This is a genomic window from Herbaspirillum sp. BH-1 (assembly GCF_002870055.1).
GTDB lineage: Bacteria > Pseudomonadota > Gammaproteobacteria > Burkholderiales > Burkholderiaceae_D > Herbaspirillum > Herbaspirillum frisingense.
In genome coordinates this window covers 56,089-73,947 of record NZ_PKOI01000008.1, presented here as the reverse complement: position 1 = coordinate 73,947, position 17,859 = coordinate 56,089, and the positions used below count along the sequence as shown (strand labels likewise).

At 62.1% G+C, this 17,859-nt stretch carries 14 protein-coding genes; 4 read left to right on the top strand and 10 right to left on the bottom strand.

The annotated features are described in order from the left end of the window. Window positions 1-133: 133 nt before the first annotated feature. A complete protein-coding gene (locus tag HBH1_RS12790; protein ID WP_102663055.1) occupies window positions 134-1,273 on the bottom strand; it encodes a porin in 1,140 nt (379 codons plus the stop codon). A 319-nt stretch (window positions 1,274-1,592) separates the two neighbouring features. Between HBH1_RS12790 and HBH1_RS12785 the strand changes: the two genes are divergently transcribed. Beyond that, window positions 1,593-2,534: a LysR family transcriptional regulator gene (locus HBH1_RS12785; RefSeq protein ID WP_102663054.1), complete on the top strand. Its 942-nt coding sequence runs from the start codon at window positions 1,593-1,595 to the stop codon at window positions 2,532-2,534. Window positions 2,535-2,857: 323 nt separating this feature from the next. Here HBH1_RS12785 and HBH1_RS12780 read toward each other — a convergent pair whose 3' ends face one another. From HBH1_RS12780 to HBH1_RS12740, 9 genes are all read right to left on the bottom strand, one after another. After that, entirely contained in the window at window positions 2,858-3,643 is a 786-nt protein-coding gene (locus HBH1_RS12780; RefSeq protein WP_102663053.1) for an SDR family NAD(P)-dependent oxidoreductase, read from the bottom strand. Window positions 3,644-3,700: 57 nt separating this feature from the next. Next, window positions 3,701-5,458 (bottom strand): IlvD/Edd family dehydratase, encoded by a 1,758-nt coding sequence (locus HBH1_RS12775; protein ID WP_077236645.1) that lies wholly within the window; start codon window positions 5,456-5,458, stop codon window positions 3,701-3,703. 87 nt (window positions 5,459-5,545) lie between these two features. Continuing rightward, window positions 5,546-6,757 carry a multiple monosaccharide ABC transporter permease gene (mmsB, locus tag HBH1_RS12770; RefSeq protein WP_077236646.1) on the bottom strand — a complete coding sequence of 404 codons (1,212 nt, stop codon included), beginning with the start codon at window positions 6,755-6,757 and terminating at the stop codon, window positions 5,546-5,548. A 74-nt stretch (window positions 6,758-6,831) separates the two neighbouring features. Then, a complete protein-coding gene (gene mmsA / locus HBH1_RS12765) occupies window positions 6,832-8,388 on the bottom strand; it encodes a multiple monosaccharide ABC transporter ATP-binding protein (protein WP_102663052.1) in 1,557 nt (518 codons plus the stop codon). 205 nt (window positions 8,389-8,593) lie between these two features. After that, window positions 8,594-9,667, bottom strand: coding sequence for a multiple monosaccharide ABC transporter substrate-binding protein (gene chvE, locus HBH1_RS12760; protein ID WP_006713070.1), 1,074 nt, complete (start codon window positions 9,665-9,667; stop codon window positions 8,594-8,596). 197 nt (window positions 9,668-9,864) lie between these two features. Beyond that, on the bottom strand, window positions 9,865-10,911 hold the full coding sequence (gene yjfF, locus HBH1_RS12755) for a galactofuranose ABC transporter, permease protein YjfF (protein WP_102663051.1): 1,047 nt from the start codon (window positions 10,909-10,911) through the stop codon (window positions 9,865-9,867). Beyond that, the gene (locus HBH1_RS12750; RefSeq protein ID WP_369878618.1) at window positions 10,908-11,975 is read right to left on the bottom strand and encodes an ABC transporter permease; all 1,068 of its coding nucleotides are present in this window, start codon (window positions 11,973-11,975) and stop codon (window positions 10,908-10,910) included. Before HBH1_RS12750 ends, yjfF begins: the two co-directional genes overlap by 4 nt. 8 nt (window positions 11,976-11,983) lie before the next feature. Further along, entirely contained in the window at window positions 11,984-13,537 is a 1,554-nt protein-coding gene (locus HBH1_RS12745; protein ID WP_102663049.1) for a sugar ABC transporter ATP-binding protein, read from the bottom strand. A gap of 122 nt (window positions 13,538-13,659) precedes the next feature. Next, the gene (locus HBH1_RS12740) at window positions 13,660-14,634 is read right to left on the bottom strand and encodes an ABC transporter substrate-binding protein (RefSeq protein ID WP_039876531.1); all 975 of its coding nucleotides are present in this window, start codon (window positions 14,632-14,634) and stop codon (window positions 13,660-13,662) included. Between the two features lie 536 nt (window positions 14,635-15,170). Here HBH1_RS12740 and HBH1_RS12735 point away from each other — a divergent pair. The 3 genes from HBH1_RS12735 to HBH1_RS12725 are packed head-to-tail and all read left to right on the top strand — an operon-like array spanning window position 15,171 to window position 17,808. Further along, window positions 15,171-16,145 carry an aldose 1-epimerase gene (locus HBH1_RS12735; protein ID WP_102663048.1) on the top strand — a complete coding sequence of 325 codons (975 nt, stop codon included), beginning with the start codon at window positions 15,171-15,173 and terminating at the stop codon, window positions 16,143-16,145. Between the two features lie 15 nt (window positions 16,146-16,160). Then, window positions 16,161-17,129 (top strand): 2-dehydro-3-deoxygalactonokinase, encoded by a 969-nt coding sequence (locus tag HBH1_RS12730; protein ID WP_102663047.1) that lies wholly within the window; start codon window positions 16,161-16,163, stop codon window positions 17,127-17,129. Window positions 17,130-17,169: 40 nt separating this feature from the next. Beyond that, a complete protein-coding gene (locus HBH1_RS12725; protein WP_199181578.1) occupies window positions 17,170-17,808 on the top strand; it encodes a 2-dehydro-3-deoxy-6-phosphogalactonate aldolase in 639 nt (212 codons plus the stop codon). Window positions 17,809-17,859: the final 51 nt, after the last annotated feature.

Sequence of the window (17,859 nt, the reverse complement as noted above, 5' to 3'; positions counted from 1 at the left end):
TATAAAACAAAGTCAGTGTCCCGGCCACGCCCTTGTGCGCCGGCCACAAGACAAAAAAGGGTGGGCTTGCGCCCACCCTCAACTACATCAAGACCACCTCAGGAAGGATTACAGATACTACTAGATCGTTACATCAGAACGAGTGGGCGATACCGAAGTAGCCGCCGTTCTGCTTCAGGCCCGAAGGACCGACGTTGCCGCCGTTTTCCAGTGCGTGGGTGGCACCGGTGCCGTTACGAACGGTACCGACGTCAACATACAGCAGGGTGCGCTTGGACAGGAAGTAGTTGATACCGGCCATGTACATGTTGGCAGTACCACCGCCGTTGCCGTTGCCGGCAGCGTCAACACGTGCGTTGTTGGCGTTGACGTGGAACCAGCCACCGACCAGCTGGAATTGCGGGGTCACGTCATAGTTGGCGCCGATCCAGTAGTGGTTCGCGCGGTCCGGAGCACCGGCAGCGGCTGCGTTGGCACGCAGGTTTTCCCAGCCAGCGAACATCTTCAGCTTGTCGAACTTGTAGGTACCGCCGACGATCAGCTCCTTGGAATGGCTCCAGATGTCGCTGTAGTTGCCGTTGGCGTCGCGCACGGTGTCATAGATCACGCGCAGTTCCAGGCCGTTCTTCTGGTAGGCCAGCGAGATACCGTCCTTGCGGCCGTCGCTGCTACCCGCGTTGGGGACGCCGCCGCTGAACGAACCCGGCTTTTCGCCCAGGCTGGTCTGCAGGTTGACAGTGAAGCCAGCCATATCCGGGCTGTTGTACTCGATGATGTTGCTGGCACCGGGCCAGTTGCGGCCGTTGACCAGGCTGGCAGTGCCGATGGCCTGCTGGCCGGTCGGGTCGAGGAACCAGACATCATTGTTGATGAACAGGTTCTTGCCGAACTTGACGGAACCGGCGGTGGCCGAGGACAGGCCGACGTAGGAACGGCGATTGAACAGCGCGTTACCATTGCTGGTGTCGGAACCGTTGAAGCTGCCCTTGGTCGAGTTGAAACCGGACTCCAGCAGGAAGAAGGCATTGGTACCGCCGCCCAGGTCTTCCGTGCCCTTGAAGCCGATCATGCTGGTGCCCCATTGGTTGTTCGCAGCGCTCCAGCGCGTACCTTGGCCGTTGGTGCCAGCATTGGTCAGGAAATCGACACCGGCCACGACGCGACCGTAGATGGTGACACTGCTTTGCGCCTGCGCCTGTGCCGAGAACGCTCCCATCAGCGCGAGCGCGCACAGGGTCTTTGCTCCAATAAAGGATGGCTTCACTTGCTTCATGAATAGTCTCCGTGGATATTGCCGTTTAAATTTTTGTCGTCGGTGGGCTTGGTCGTGCAGCTTTGCACTTCAGACCCCTTGAATCCTGACGGACTCCTGACGGTCTCCCAACTTTTTGTTTTGATGCTGCCCGACCTTCTCTTCTTTCATTCCGGCCCTTTGGTCGTTGTCCTGTACAGTCCGGAATGTGGCTAGATACTAAGTATTCGGTTCATGTCTTTCCAATGAAATCTTTAGCAATTCCGATATGCGATTTGATATCATGAATTTCTAATAAAAAAATCATTGAAAAAATTGAGAACACCGTCCCCGGAGACTTATGAAAAACAGTGACCCGAACTGGTTTCTGCGGGCGCGATTGAAGACACGCCAACTCCTTCTGCTCATCGCCCTCGACGACACCCGCAACATCCATCGCGCCGCCAGCGAGCTCAACATGACGCAGCCGGCCGCCTCCAAGCAGTTGAAGGACCTCGAAGACATGCTGGGCGTGTCCCTCTTCGAGCGCCTGCCGCGCGGCATGCGGCCCACCATCTATGGCGAGGCCATGATCCGCCATGCGCGCATGGCCCTGACCAGCCTGTCCAAGGCGCATGAAGACATCGTGGCACTAAAGTCCGGCCTGTCCGGCCAGGTCGATGTGGGCGTGATTCTCTCGCCCGGCATGGCGTTGTTGCCGCCAGCCATCGCCCGCGTGAAGGAACAGGCGCCGATGTTGCGTATCGGCGTCGAAGTGGAAAGCAGCAACATCCTGCTGTCGCGTCTGCTGCATGGCGAACTGGACTTCATCATCGGCCGCATCCTCGACGAGGAAGCCCGCAGCGGCCTGCTCTATGAAGAGCTGGCCGACGAGCCGGTGTGCGCCGTGGCGCGGGTGGGACATCCCTTCCACACCCGCACCGACCTGAGCCTGGCCGACCTCGCCGGCGAAGCCTGGATCATGGCGCCCAAGGGCAGCATCCTGCGTGCGCGCTGCGACCAGATGTTCCGCGAACAAGGCCTGGCGCCGCCCTCCAACGTGGTCGACACCACGGCCATCCTGTTCATCACCAGCCTGTTGCAGCAGACCGATTTCATCTACGCCATGCCCACCGAAGTGGCACGCTATTACACCCAGGCGCGCCTGATGGACATCCTGCCCATCGAGCTGCCCTGCCGCATGGCCGGCTTCGGCATCATCACGCGCCAGGACAACCTGCTCTCGCCGGGTGCCAATCTGGTGCTGCAGGCCATCCGCGAAGTGGCCAAGATGATCTACTGATCCCTTCCCTCGCCAACCCGCGCATGATGCGATCACGGGGTGGCGGAACTGCGCCGAGTTTTATTAAGAAATGTAAGGAAGAGTAAGCCGATCTAAAAATTCAAAAATAGGGCTGCTCGAAACAATTCCAGGCGCACCAATTCATTAAAAAATCGCAGCAAAAAAACAACACTACAAACCAGCTAAAAACTAAGTTTTTCCCGAGTTGTATGACAGCCCTGCCTCCTCCACAAAAAAGTGGCACTGCACAAGAAAAAAGAGTCGCCAAATGGCGACTCCTTTCACGATCCGCGCCGAGAGGGTTTCGGGCGGTCAATGCGGCATCACACCCAGCCGGCATCGACGATGAATTCCTGCGCGGTACACATCGCACTGTCGTCAGCGGCCAGGAACAGCACCATGCGCGCCAGGTGCCAGGGCAGCAGGTCCTCCTGCAGGCACTGGTTGCGGGCAATGGCCTTCTTGCCTTCTTCATCCAGCCACAGCTTGATCTGGCGTTCGGTCATGACCCAACCCGGCGTGACCGTGTTGACGCGGATCTTGTGCGGACCGAGGTCGCGCGCCAGACCGCGTGTCAGGCCCAGGGTCGAGGCCTTGGCCGTGGTGTACACCGGGAATCCGCCGCTGGACTGATGCCAGCTGATGGAACTGAAGTTGATGATGGAGCCGCCGCCACGACGCTTCATGCCGTCCACCACCGCTTGCACGGCGAAGAAGGACGGGCGCTGGTTGATGGCGATGCGGTCGTTCCAGTAATCGAGGGTCACGTCTTCCAGCTTGTGACGTTCGTCATTGGCGGCGTTGTTGACCAGCACATCGAAGTCACCAAGCTCGCCCTGCAGCTCGGCAATGGTCTTCTGGAATGCCGGGATGTCGCGCAGGTCGCAGTGGCGGAACAGCGGCTTGGGATAGCCGGCGCGGGTCAGCTCGTTGCACAGTGTCTCGCTGGCTTCGCGGGCGATATCGACGAAGGCCACGTGCGCGCCCTGCTGCGCAAATGCCTCGACAATGGCCGCACCGATGCCGGTGCCACCGCCGGTAATGAAGATGCGCTTGCCCTTCAGGCTGGGGAAAGTCGCCAGCTGCACGTTCGGGGGAGTGTTGCTCATGAGGTTTCCTTGCTGGCCGGTGTCATGCCGACACCGGCGCTGTCTTGTCGTGATGGATCAGTGCGAGTGCTTGGGAACGGCCGCGCCACGGCAACCGACCAGGAAGTCGAAGTCGCAGCCTTCGTCGGCCTGCAGCACGCGGTCCACATACAGGGACTGGTAGCCGCCGACCATTTCCGGCTTGCGTTCGGCCAGCACCTTGGCGCGTTCGGCCAGGCGACGCTGCATTTCCTCGTCGCTGATGTCGAGCTGCAACTTGCCGGCATAGGCGTCCAGTTCGATGAAGTCACCGTCCTGGACGATGCCCAGCGGCCCACCGGCCGCCGCTTCCGGCGCCACGTGCAGGATCACGGTGCCATAGGCGGTTCCGCTCATGCGGGCGTCCGAGATGCGCACCATGTCCTTCACACCCGTGGCCAGCACCTTGGGCGGCAAGCCCATGTTGCCCACTTCGGCCATGCCGGGGTAACCCTTGGGGCCGACGTTCTTCATCACCAGCACGCAGGAGGCATCGACATCCAGGTCGGGATCGTTGATGCGTTCCTTGTAATGGTTGAAATCTTCGAATACCACGGCGCGGCCGCGATGCTTCATCAACTCAGGGGTAGCCGCCGAGGGCTTGAGAACCGCGCCGCGTGGCGCCAGGTTGCCGCGCAGGATGCAGATACCGCCATCCTCGATCAGCGGCTTGGCCAGCGGCCGCACCACTTCGTCGTTGTAGATCGGCGCATCCTTGACGTTGTCCCACATGGTCTGGCCGTTGACGGTCAGCGCATCCTTGTGCGGCAACAGGTCGGCTTCGCCCATGCGGCGCAGCACGGCAGGCAGACCACCGGCGTAGTAGAACTCTTCCATCAGGTAGCGGCCCGAGGGCTGCAGGTCGACGATGGTCGGGGTGCCACGGCCGATGCGGGTCCAGTCTTCCAGTTCCAGGTCCACGCCGATGCGGCCGGCGATGGCCTTGAGGTGGATCACGGCATTGGTGGAACCACCGATGGCGGCATTGGTACGGATGGCGTTCTCGAAGGCCTTGCGGGTCAGGATCTTGGACAGGGTCAGACCTTCCCAGACCATGTCGACGATGCGCATGCCGGACAGGTGCGCCAGCACGTAACGGCGCGCATCAACGGCCGGAATGGCCGCATTGTGCGGCAGCGACACGCCCAGCGACTCGGCCATGCAGGCCATGGTGGAAGCGGTGCCCATGGTGTTGCAGGTACCGGCCGAGCGCGACATGCCGGCTTCGGCGGCCATGAAGTCGTGGATGGTGATCTCACCGGCCTTGACCTGCTCCGACAGTTGCCACACCACGGTACCGGAACCGATGTCACGGCCCTGGTGCTTGCCGTTCAACATCGGGCCACCGGTCACGACGATGGCCGGCACGTCGCAGCTGGCCGCGCCCATCAGCAGGGCCGGGGTGGTCTTGTCGCAGCCGGTCAGCAGCACCACGCCATCGATGGGATTGCCACGGATCGATTCTTCCACATCCATGCTGGCCAGGTTGCGGGTCAGCATGGCGGTCGGGCGCAGGTTGGATTCGCCATTGGAGAACACCGGAAACTCCACCGGGAAGCCACCGGCTTCGATGATGCCGCGACGCACGTGTTCGGCGATCTTGCGGAAGTGCGCATTGCAGGGCGTCAGTTCCGACCAGGTGTTGCAGATGCCGATGACCGGCTTGCCCTGGAATTCGTGATCGGGGATGCCCTGGTTCTTCATCCAGCTGCGGTACATGAAGCCGTTCTTGTCGGCAGTGCCGAACCAGCCGGCCGAGCGCAGGGTGCGGCTCTTGTCTTTTTTATCGCTACTCATTGTTGAATTCCTGACTGAAGGAAACGAAAGGATCTGGTGGTCCCGAATGCAAAAGGCGGGCAACCCTGCCCGCCTTGCTCATCCGGATTACTTGTTCTTGTTGTAGACGTCGAAGCACACGGCCATCAGCAGCACGAAGCCCTTGATCATCTGCTGGTAGTCGATGCCGATGCCCATGATGGACATGCCGTTGTTCATCACGCCCATCACGAAGGCGCCGATGACCGCGCCCATCACCTTGCCCACGCCGCCCGAGGCCGACGCGCCACCGATGAAGCAGGCCGCGATCACGTCCAGCTCGAAGCCCAGACCAGCCTTGGGGGTGGCGGTGTTCAGGCGGGCCGCGAAGATCAGGCCGGCCAGCGCGGCCAGCACGCCCATGTTGACGAAGGTGAAGAAGGACACGCGTTCGGTCTTGATGCCGGACAGCTTGGCCGCCTTCTCGTTGCCGCCCACCGCATAGACACGACGGCCCAGGGTGGTGCGGCTGGTGATGAAGGTGTAGAGCACCATCAGCGCGAACATGATGATCAGCACGTTGGGCATGCCGCGATAGGTCGACAGCAGGTAGCTGAAGGCGATGATGGCCGCGGCGAAGATACCGTTCTTGAGCAGGAAGAACAGGACCGGTTCATCTTCCATGCCATGCTTGGTCTGCTTGCGACGGCCGTGCAGCTTGACCAGCACCAGCACCACGGCGGCCAGGATGCCGACGACCAGCGAGGTGGTACGGAAGGTAGCATTGTCCGTCAGCTCCGGGATGAAACCCGAGGACAGCATCTGGAAGGTCGGCGGGAAGGGGCCCAGCGACTGGCCCTGCAGCAGCGCCAGCGCCATGCCCTTGAAGACCAGCATGCCGGCCAGGGTGACGATGAAGGAGGGAATCTTGAAATAGGCGATCCAGTAGCCCTGCGCTGCGCCGATCAGGCCACCGGCGATCAGACAGACGATGGAGGCCGGCACGAATCCCCAGCCATAGTCCACCATCAGCACCGCCGCCAGAGCGCCGATCAGGCCCACCACCGAACCCACCGACAGGTCGATGTGACCGGCCACGATCACCATCAGCATGCCCAGCGCCATGATGACGATGTAGCTGTTCTGCAGCACCAGGTTGGTCAGGTTCAGCGGACGCATCAGCGTGCCGTCGGTCATGATCTGGAAGAAGGCCATGATGGCCACCAACGACATCAACATGCCGTATTCACGCATGTTGTTCTTCAGGAAGCTGCCGTAGTCCTTCTTTTCGGCGGCGCCACCGGCGACGGCCGGCTTCTTGCTCACGTCAATGCTTTCCATTGTCTTGCTCCTCTGGTGCTCTCTGGTCTTTATGATAGTTGCCGCCGGTTTGGCTCCGGCTTGGTGTCAGGGTTTCAGGCGGCCTGGGACAGGCCGGAATCGTCGATGCGCTTGTTGCGCATGATGGCGCGCATGATGTTTTCCTGGCTGGCCTCGGCCTTGGGCAGATGGCCCACGAACTGGCCTTCGTTCATGACGTAGATGCGGTCGCACATGCCCAGCAGTTCCGGCATCTCCGAGGAGATCATGATGATGCACTTGCCCTCGGCAGCCAGCTTGCTGATGATGTTGTAGATCTCGAACTTGGCGCCCACATCGATGCCGCGCGTGGGTTCGTCCAGGATCAGCACTTCGGGTTGCGAGAACAGCCACTTCGACAGCACCACCTTCTGCTGGTTGCCGCCGGAGAGGTTGACCACCTTCTGCAGCACGCTGGAACAGCGGATGCGCATCTGCGCCTTGAAGTCGGCGGCAATCTTGTACTCGCGCGCCTCGTCGATGACGGTACGCTCGGAAACGCCACCCAGGTTGGCCAGCGAGATGTTCTTCTTGATGTCTTCTTCCAGCACCAGGCCGTCGCCCTTGCGGTCTTCCGTGACATAGGCGATGCCCTTGTCGATGGCCTTCTGGATGGTGGACAGGTCTGCTTCCTTGCCATGCAGGAAGACCTTGCCACTGATCTTCTTGCCGTAGGCGCGGCCGAAGATGCTCTTGGCCAGTTCGGTACGGCCAGCACCCATCAGGCCGGCGATGCCGACGATCTCGCCGGCGCGTACCGTCATGTTGACGTCCTTGATGGCCAGGCGGTCGCTGTGCAGCGGATGGTGCACACGCCAGTCGCGCACTTCGAAGATCACGTCGCCGATCTGCGGATCACGCTGGGGATAGCGGTCGGCCATCTCGCGGCCGACCATGTGCTGGATGATGCGGTCTTCGCTGATGGGTTCAGCGCGGCAGTCGAAGGTATCGACCGTGGTGCCGTCGCGCAGCACGGTGATGGAATCGGCCACCTTGGAAATTTCGTTGAGCTTGTGCGAAATCAGGATCGAGGCGATGCCCTGGCGCTTCAGTTCCAGCAGCAATTCCAGCAGCGCATCGGAGTCGCTTTCGTTGAGGCTGGCGGTCGGTTCATCGAGGATCAGCAGCTTGACTTCCTTGGAGAGCGCCTTGGCGATCTCGATCAGCTGCTGCTTGCCCACGCCCAGGTCACCGACCTGCGTCTGGGGCGATTCCTTCAGGCCGACCTTGGCCAGCAGTGCCTTGGCGCGCACATAGGACTGCTCCCAGTCGATCACGCCGCCACTGGCCTGCTCGTTGCCGAGGAACAGGTTTTCCATCACCGACAGCAGCGGCACCAGTGCCAGCTCCTGGTGGATGATGATGATGCCCAGGTGTTCGCTGTCGCGGATATCCTTGAAGGCACGCACCTCCCCCTTGTAGACGATGTCGCCCGAGTAGCTACCGTGCGGGTACACGCCCGAGAGCACCTTCATCAGCGTGGACTTGCCGGCGCCGTTCTCGCCGACGATGGCATGGATCTCGCCTTCGCGCACCGCCAGGTTGACGTTGTTCAACGCCTTCACACCCGGGAAGCTCTTCTCGATGCCGCGCATTTCCAGAATGTTGCTCATGATGCTGACCTCTCTTCTGCCGGTCTTGCGACGCTCTGCCAAGCCGGAGTTTTTATCTCGTGTGCATTGCTTTGGTGCAAGCACATCTTCCTGAAAGTATTAGTCCCGCACAGGGCGGGACTATGCTGATCTTGTGTGTATGCGTACTGCGAAAGATTCAGCGGGCGGCGCAGAGCAGATGCCATCGATGCCGCCCGGGTAGTGCTTACTTCAGCTGGGCTTCGGTGTAGTAACCGCTGCCGACCAGGATTTCCTTCCAGTTCGACTTGTCGACCACGACCGGCTTCAACAGGTAGGACGGAACGACCTTCACACCGTTGTTGTAGGTCTTGGTGTCGTTGATCTGGGGCTGCTTGCCACCCAGGACGGCATCGACCATGCCCACGGTGACCTTGGCCAGTTCGCGGGTGTCCTTGAAGATGGTGGAGTACTGCTCACCGCGGATGATGGACTTGACCGAAGGCACTTCCGCATCCTGACCCGAGACGTAGGGGAAGGGTTGTTGCGGCGAACCGTAGCCCACGCCGCGCAGCGAGGACAGGATGCCGATGGACAGGCCGTCATACGGCGACAGCACGGCGTTGACCTTGGCGTTGGTGTAGAAGGCCGACAGCAGGTTATCCATACGGGCCTGGGCGGTAGCCGGATCCCAGCGCAGGGTCGCGACCTTGTCCATGCCCATCTGCTTGGAGCGCACCACCAGCTTGCCGCTGTCGATGTAGGGCTTCAGGACCGACATGGCGCCGTTGTAGAAGAAGAAGGCATTGTTGTCGTCCGAGGAACCGCCGAACAGTTCGATGTTGAACGGACCCTTGCCTTCCTTCAGGCCCAGGGCCTTTTCCAGCGACTGTGCCTGCAGCACGCCGACCTGGAAGTTGTCGAAGGTGGCGTAGTAGTCGACGTTCTTGGAACCACGGATCAGGCGGTCATAGGCGATGACCTTGACGCCCTTGTCGGCCGCCTTCTGCAGCACGTCGGTCAGGGTGGTGCCGTCGATGGCGGCGATCACCAGCACCTTGGCGCCCTTGGTCAGCATGTTCTCGATCTGGGACAGCTGGTTGGGGATGTCGTCTTCCGCGTATTGCAGGTCGGTCTGGTAGCCCTTTTCCTTGAGGACCTTGACCATGTTGTTGCCGTCGGCGATCCAGCGTGCCGAGGACTTGGTGGGCATGGCCACGCCGACCAGCGACTTGCTCTGTGCGCTCACCTGTGCGCTGATGGACATGAGGGTCACGCCCAGGCCGAGTGCGATCCCGGTCAATACCGATTTGATTTTCATGCTTCGAGTCTCCAGTCTCTATTTATGGAATGGCGTGTTGTAGTTATTTCTAAAACAGCGCCGCGATTTCTGATGAATGTCATGCAGAGCAACTGTTTTGCGGGCTCTACATTAATTGCTTTACCAATACATTTCTAATGATTTTTTGAGCGTAATGGATATGTTTTTCGGTATAACTCCCTCTATGTAAAGTTATCTTAACTAAGCTTAGAAAATCCCGCCGAAGCCCCGACTGGCGCGGCTTTCGCCGATCCGGCCGGTTTGCCGCGCAGGGCACCCAGGGAAATGATGCGTTGAGCCACGCAAAAGACGAAAAGCAGTGCGCCGATGAAGATCTTGGTCCACCAGGAACTGAGGCTGCCATCGAAGGCAATGAGGGTCTGGATCACGCCAAGGATGAGCACGCCGGTGAGCGTGCCGGCCACATAACCGTAGCCGCCGGTGAGCAGGGTGCCGCCGATGACCACGGCCGCAATCGCGTCCAGTTCCACGCCCTGCGCATGCAGGCCATAGCCCGACAGCATGTAGAACGAAAACAGCAGACCACCCACCGATGCGCAGAAGCCGCTGAAGGCATACACCAAGACCTTGGTGCGCGCCACCGGCAAGCCCATCAGCATGGCCGAGCTTTCGCTGCCGCCGATGGCATAGACGGCACGGCCGAAGCGCGTGCCATGCGCCATCCAGATGGCCATGGCCAGCACGATCAGTGCGATCACCACGCTGGGCGAGATGAACAGGCCGGCGAACTCGATGCGCGTCTGTGACATCGCCGTGAAGAAGGGATCGTCGATGGTGATGGAATCGATACTGATGAGGTAGCACAGGCCGCGTGCCAAGAACATGCCGGCCAGCGTCACGATGAAAGCCTGCAGCTTGAAGTAGTGGATCATCGCACCCATGGCCGCGCCGAAGCCTGCGCCCATCAGCAGCACCGTGACCATTACCAGCAGCGGCGGCCAGTGCCAGTGCTGCAGCAGGAAGGCCGCCACCATGGTGGTCAGCGCCAGCACCGAACCGACCGACAGGTCGATGCCGCCGGAGAGGATGACAAAGCTCATGCCGATGGCCACCACCAGCAGGAAGGCATTGTCGATGAGCAGGTTCAGCATCACCTGCGGCGACAGGAAACCGTCGTACCCTGCTGCCCCTGCAAGCAGCATGATCACCAGCAACACCACGGTCACCATGGAGGTAAACCACGGCGCATGGGAAGCGCGCCGCAAGGAAGAAACGAGCATCATGATCTGGACATCCTCAACATGCGACGGAATTGCGGCGACTGCGACAGGCAGACCAGGAACACCACGATGGACTTGACCACCATGTTGACCTCGGGCGGCACCCCCAGCGAATAGATCGTATAGGTCAGGGTCTGGATGATGAGCGCACCGATGACGCTGCCCACCAGGCTGAACTTGCCTCCGGCCAGGGAGGTACCGCCCAGGGTGACGGCCAGGATGGCATCGAGCTCCAGCAGCAGGCCGGCATTGTTGGCGTCGGCGCTCTTGATGTTGGAGGCGATCATCAGGCCCGCCAACCCGGCGCAGGCGCTGCAGAACATATAGACGAAGAAGATCAGCGCCGCCGTGCGGATGCCGGCCAGGCGCGAAGCCACCGGATTGATGCCGACCGATTCGATGAACAGGCCCAGGGCGGTCTTCTTCATCAGCAGCGCCAGCAGCAGGAACATGCCCAGGGCGATGAAGAGCGAGAACGGCAGGCCGAACAGGTAACCACCGCCGAGGAAGAAGAAGGGCTTGTAGTAGACCGTCACGATCTGACCATCGGTGAGCAGCTGCGCCAGTCCGCGCCCGGCCACCATCAGGATCAGCGTGGCGATGATGGGCTGCAGTCCCAGCCCCGCCACCAGCACGCCGTTCCAGGCGCCACACAGCAATGCTGCGCCCATGGCTGCGGCCAGGGCCCACACCATCGGTACATTGCTGACATACTCCGGCACACCATTGACCACCACCATCTTGCCGCCGATCAGGATCGCTGCGACCGCGCCGGAAATGGCCACCACCGCGCCCACCGAGATATCCACGCCACGCGTGGCGATGACCAGGGTCATGCCCAGCGCCGCCAGCATCAGCGGCGCGGCACGGTTGACGATATCGATCAGCGCGCCATACAGGTGGCCATCCTTGATCTCCAGCCTGAAGAAGCCCGGCACCAGCAGGAAATCGATCAGCAACAGCAATGCCAGTGCTGCCAACGGGCGTACCAGCGGGTGGCGCAAGAGCGCCGTCCAGCCCGCGCCGCCAGCGTGGGTGGCGGCATCGGGAATCAGTTTGGAATCCATGGAAGCACTCATGCGGCCTCTCCCGCGATGACCTGCAGGACCGACTGCTCGTCGAGTTCACCGCGACGGTATTCTCCACAGGCACGACGGTCGCGCAGCACCAGCATGCGGTCGCTGCAGCGCAGGACCTCGGGAATCTCCGAGGAAATGAAAAGAATGGCCATGCCCTTGCGGCACATGGCGATGACGAAATCCATGATCTCCTGCTTGGCCCGCACATCGATGCCGCGCGTGGGTTCATCCAGGATCAGCATGCCCGGGTCGGTCGCCAGCCAGCGCGCCAGCAAGGCCTTCTGCTGGTTGCCGCCGGACAGCAGGCCGATTGGAGTTTCCAGGTCGGCGGTCTTGATGCCCAGCCACTTGACGTAGTCGCTGGCGATCTGGTTCTGGCGCTTGCGCGGCAGCACGCGGAACAGGCCCTGCCTTGCCTGCAGCGCCAGGATGATGTTTTCGCGCACCGACAGCTCCAGGATCGCGCCTTCCTTCTTGCGGTCCTCGGAACAGAAGCCGATGCCGGCCGCAATCGCATCGCGCGGCACATTGAGTTTGACGGCGCGACCTTCGATGCGCAGTTGGCCGCTATCGGCGCGGTCGGCGCCAAACAGCAGACGCGCCATCTCGGTCCGTCCCGAGCCCAGCAGGCCGCACAGGCCATATACTTCGCCGCGCCGCAATTCCAGGTCCTGCGGCGCCAATACGCCACGCCGACCGAACCCGTCGGCCTGCAGGAAGACTTCGCCCTGCTCTGCCGCATCGGCCGACAGCCCCGAGGCCAGGGCCTCGGCACCGGCTTCGACCTTGCGATGATCGACTGCGGTCACGCCCACCATCTTGTTGACCAGCTCCAGACGCGACAGGTCGGCGACCAGGTATTCGCCTTCGCGTACCCCATTGCGCAGTACCGTGATGCGGTCCGAAATCTCGTAGGTCTGGTCCAGGAAATGGGTCACGAAGAGAATCGCCATGCCCTGCTCGCGCAGGCGCCGCAGCACCTTGAACAGTTGCTGCACCTCGGCCTCGTCCAGGCTGGAGGTGGGCTCATCCAGGATCAGCACCTTGGCCGATACCGACAGGGCACGCGAAATCGCCACCATCTGCTGGATCGCCAGCGGATAGGACGACAACTGGGCCGCCACATCGATATCGATCTGCAATTGCTGCTGCAGCAGCAGCCGGGCTTGTGCATGGACGCTTTTCCAGTCGATCCGACCGAAGCGCTTGGGATAGCGGCCGATGAAGATATTCTCGGCCACCGACAGATTGGGACACAGATTGACTTCCTGGTAGACCGTGCTGATGCCCAGCGCCTGGGCCTCCAGCGTGGAGGCCGGCGCAATGGCGCGGCCATCCAGTTCGATCTTGCCCTGATCGGGCTCATGCACACCCGTCAACACCTTGATCAGCGTGGACTTGCCTGCGCCGTTCTGTCCCATCAGGGTATGCACTTCCCCCGGGAACAGCCGCAAGCCGACATCGGTGAGCGCCTTCACGCCCGCGAATGCCTTGTGTACACCACTCAATTCCAGCATGGGACGCGCCTGCGCCCCGACAGACATCGTCATCGCAACTCCATCAAAACCATCGCAACACCTCCTGTGCCAGCATGCGCACCAGGTCCGACCCGCCCGACCAGCAACACACCCGCCCTGAAGCCCAGGGCGGGTGTGTCGCCTTCATGCCGATCTCAATACTTGCGGTTCGGGAATTCCTTGGCCGCCACTTCGGCCGGGAAGACGCTTTCCTCGGTGGTGATGCGCTTGGGCACTTCCTTGCCGGCCTTGATGTCCTTGGCGATCTGCATCAGTTGCGGACCCAGCAGCGGACTGCATTCCACGGTCACATTGAGCTTGCCGGCCATCATGGCTTCGAAGGCACCCTTCACGCCGTCGATGGAGATGATGATGATGTCCTTGCCCGGCTTCATGCCGGCCTCTTCGATGGCCTGGATGGCGCCGATGGCCATGTCGTCGTTGTGGGCGTAGAGCACGTTGATCTTCTTGCCCTCGGCCTTGAGGAAGGCTTCCATCACTTCCTTGCCCTTGGCGCGGGTGAAGTCGCCGGTCTGCGAGCGGATGATCTTCAGGCGCGGTTCACCCTTGATGACTTCCTCGAAGCCGGTCTTGCGATCGATCGCCGGGGCCGAGCCGACGGTGCCCTGCAGTTCGACGATATTGATGTCACCGGCCGGCATGGACTTGGCCTTCTCCAGCAGCCAGCGACCGGCGCGGCGGCCTTCTTCGACGAAGTCCGAACCGATGAAGGTCACATACAGCGACTTGTCGGTGACGTTGACGGCACGGTCGGTCAGGATGACCGGGATCTTGGCGGCCTTGGCTTCACGCAGCACGGTTTCCCAACCCGATTCCACCACCGGCGAGAAGGCGATCACGTCGACCTTTTGCGCGATGAAAGAGCGGATCGCCTTGACCTGGTTTTCCTGCTTCTGCTGGGCGTCCGCGAATTTGAGATTGACGCCGGCCTGCTTGGCAGCATCCTTGATGGATACGGTATTGGCGGTGCGCCATTCACTCTCGGCGCCCACCTGGGAAAAGCCCATGGTCAGCGGTTTGTCGGCAGCGAAAGCCGGAAGGCTCATGGCGCTGCTACCCAGGCTCATGCAAATGGCTGCGCCCAGAAGCGCTCTTCTTTTCGAGTTCATTGTCAGTCTCCGTTGGCAGGGAATTGTGGACTTCCCTTTGTTGTATGCGTGGGTTGCGCTGCGCCGGAATGCGTTTGATTTATAAGTATGAAGTCGGGAAGCGGCGCGGTGCGGCTGAAATCCTGGACGACCCTGTACTCCCTGAAGGCCGTGAAGTCCCTGATTCGCGCTCCATATTAGGCAAGCGACCAATAGGTATCCAATGAATTTTTAATGTTTTTCGATACCGTTTCGCACATCGTTGGGGAAAATTGGCCTACCGCTGCACCGCGCCGGCGCATGCCGGCGAATGCTCCGGCGGGCAGCAAGCGCCGCGCAATTTTGATATCGTTTGCGATGTTTTTTTCATTATTCCCTATCGGAGGGCGGTGATAGGATCAGCCAGATTTTTTTAGAAGCGCAAGCCTGAAGACCGAGCGCGAATCCACGTGAGCCCACTCCTTCTTCCTGCCGACGACTTCGCTGTCCCCACGACGGGACGCCGCACCACCGCAACGCTGATGCGCGCCGCACTCCATAACAAGATACGAGACACCATGCCATCCCGAGCAACCGATGCCAACCGCGCAGGCTCCAAGGGGCTGCCGGAAATCCATACCCTGCAATCAGGGCGTCAGCGTCTGCACGTGCTCCCCGCGCTGGGCGGGGCATTGGCCGGGTGGGAATGGCAGCGCGAGCGCAAGTGGCTGCCGCTGCTGCGCCCCTGGAGCGCCGATCCGGCGGCCCTCTACGCGACGGCCTGCTTCCCGCTGCTGCCCTGGTCCAACCGCATCACCGGCGGCGGTTTCGATTTCGATGGCAAGCATTACCCGCTGCAGCCCAACCGCGCTGGCGAACCCTTTCCCATCCATGGCGACAGCTGGCGCCAGGCCTGGAGCATCGTGGCCCAGAGCGAGGACCGCATGACCCTGACCCTGGACTCGGCGCGCTGCGACGGTAATCCCTATGTCTATCAGGCGCGCCAGGTGCTGACGCTGCGCGAGAATGCACTGGAGATCGAACTGCGGGTCACCAACACCGGCGAAGAGACCCTGCCCTATGGCCTGGGCCTGCATCCCTACTTCCTGCACGACGCCCACACCCGTCTGCAGTTCCGTGCACGCGGCGTATGGCTGTCAGGACCTGATCGCATCCCCACCGGTTTCAGCCGCCAGTTGCCGGCTGGCTGGGACTACAACCGCCCGGCGCTGTTGCAGGGCGGCCTGATAGACAACTGCTTCGAGGGCTGGGACGGCCTGGCCATGATCGAAGACCCCACCCGCGGCCTGCGCCTGCAGATGCACACCACTGACCGCAGCGGTTACGTGCTGATGTTCCGGCCCAATGGCCTGCCGTATTTCTGCCTGGAGCCGGTGACCCATCCCATCGATGCCTTCCACCAGCCCAACCAGCCCGGCCTGATCGCGCTGGCCCCGGGCGAAGACATGGTGCTGCTGACCCGCTTCACGGTCTGCGACATTGCCCAGGAACAGGCACGCAGCGAAACGAACCATACCAGCCTGGCGCGCTGACGCCCGGCACCGAACATGACGACCCACCAAGACATCCAAACAGACTGCGCCCTGATCGCCCTCGATTGGGGGACCTCCTCGCTGCGCTGCTACCGCTTCGACCGCAACGGCCAGGTGATCGAGCGCCGCGCCCATCCCTGGGGCATCATGAACCTGCCCGCCGTGGAGCATGGCGAGGACGCGCACGCGCCCTACCGCGTCGCGCTGCAAGCCGCCTGCGGCGACTGGCTGGAGGCTGCACCGCAGGCGCCGCTGATTGCCGCCGGCATGGTCGGCAGCAAGCAGGGCTGGCGCGAAGCCGCCTACCTGAACGTGCCGCTTTCGCCCGACCTGATCGGCAGCAAGCTGACCGAGGTCGATACCGGCCTGGGCCGTCCGCTGTGGATCGTGCCGGGCCTGCTGCAGGCCTCGACCCTACCCAACGTGATGCGCGGCGAGGAAACCCAGGTCATCGGCGCCCTGCAGACACGCCATGAGCGCGAGTTGCTGATCGGCCTGCCTGGCACCCATTCGAAGTGGGTGCGCGTGGTCGATGGCCGCATCGAGCATTTCGATACCTTCATGACCGGCGAGGTCTACGGCGCCCTGTGCGCCCACACCATCCTCGGTCGCACCATGCACAAGCCCGATGCCGCCGATGATGCCGCCTTCCTGCGTGGGGCGCGCGTGGCGCTGGGGCCGGAAGGCAAGAGCGGTGTGCTCTCCAACATCTTCAGCAGCCGCACCCTCGGGCTGACCGGCGAACTGGCGGCCGAGGCACAGCCGGACTACCTGTCGGGCCTGTTGATCGGCCATGAACTGGCCGCCCTGAAAACCCTGTACCCGGTCCAAGCGCCGGCCATCGTCCTGATCGGTGACGCCGGTCTGTGCCGCCGCTACCAGCTGGCACTGGACCTGTTCGGTCTGGGACCGGTCAGCCAGGCCGAGGCTGCCACCGAAGTCGGCCTGTGGGTACTGGCGCGCCACGCCGGACTGGTCGCCTGAGGCCAAGGTCGCCACCATCAACCGCATCACGGAAGAAAACATGCAACTCCAGACCCAACGATTTAACGACGCCCTGCGCAACACCGGCATGATCGCCATCCTGCGCGGCGTGCGCAACGCCGAGGCCGAAGCCATCGGCGCGGCCCTCTATGACAGCGGCTTTCGCATCATCGAAGTACCGCTCAATTCGCCCGACCCGCTGGTGAGCATCAGCGCCCTGCGCAAGAGCCTGCCGGCCGACTGCATCGTCGGCGCCGGCACGGTCCTCAAGCCCGCGCAGGTACAGCAGGTCAAGGATGCCGGTGGCGAACTGATCGTCATGCCCCACAGCGATGGCGCCGTCATCCGCGCAGCCCGCGATGCCGGCCTCTACAGCGCACCGGGTGTGGCCACCGTGACCGAGGCCTTTGCCGCCCTGGACAACGGTGCCGACGTCCTCAAGATGTTCCCGGCCGAACAGCTCGGCCCCCAGGTGGTCAAGGCCTGGCGTGCCGTCATCTCGCGCGACATCGCGCTGCTGCCGGTGGGCGGCATCACGCCCGAGGGCATGGCGGTGTTCCGCGCAGCCGGTGCATCGGGCTTCGGCCTGGGCTCGGCCCTGTACACCCCGGGCCTGTCGGCCGAGGAAGTGCGCCAGCGCGCCGTCGCCTTCGTGGCGGCATGGAAAGCGCTGGGCTGAGAGCGCGCCTGCCGGCCCAGGACATTCATCGCTGCAACCGATCGCACGCCG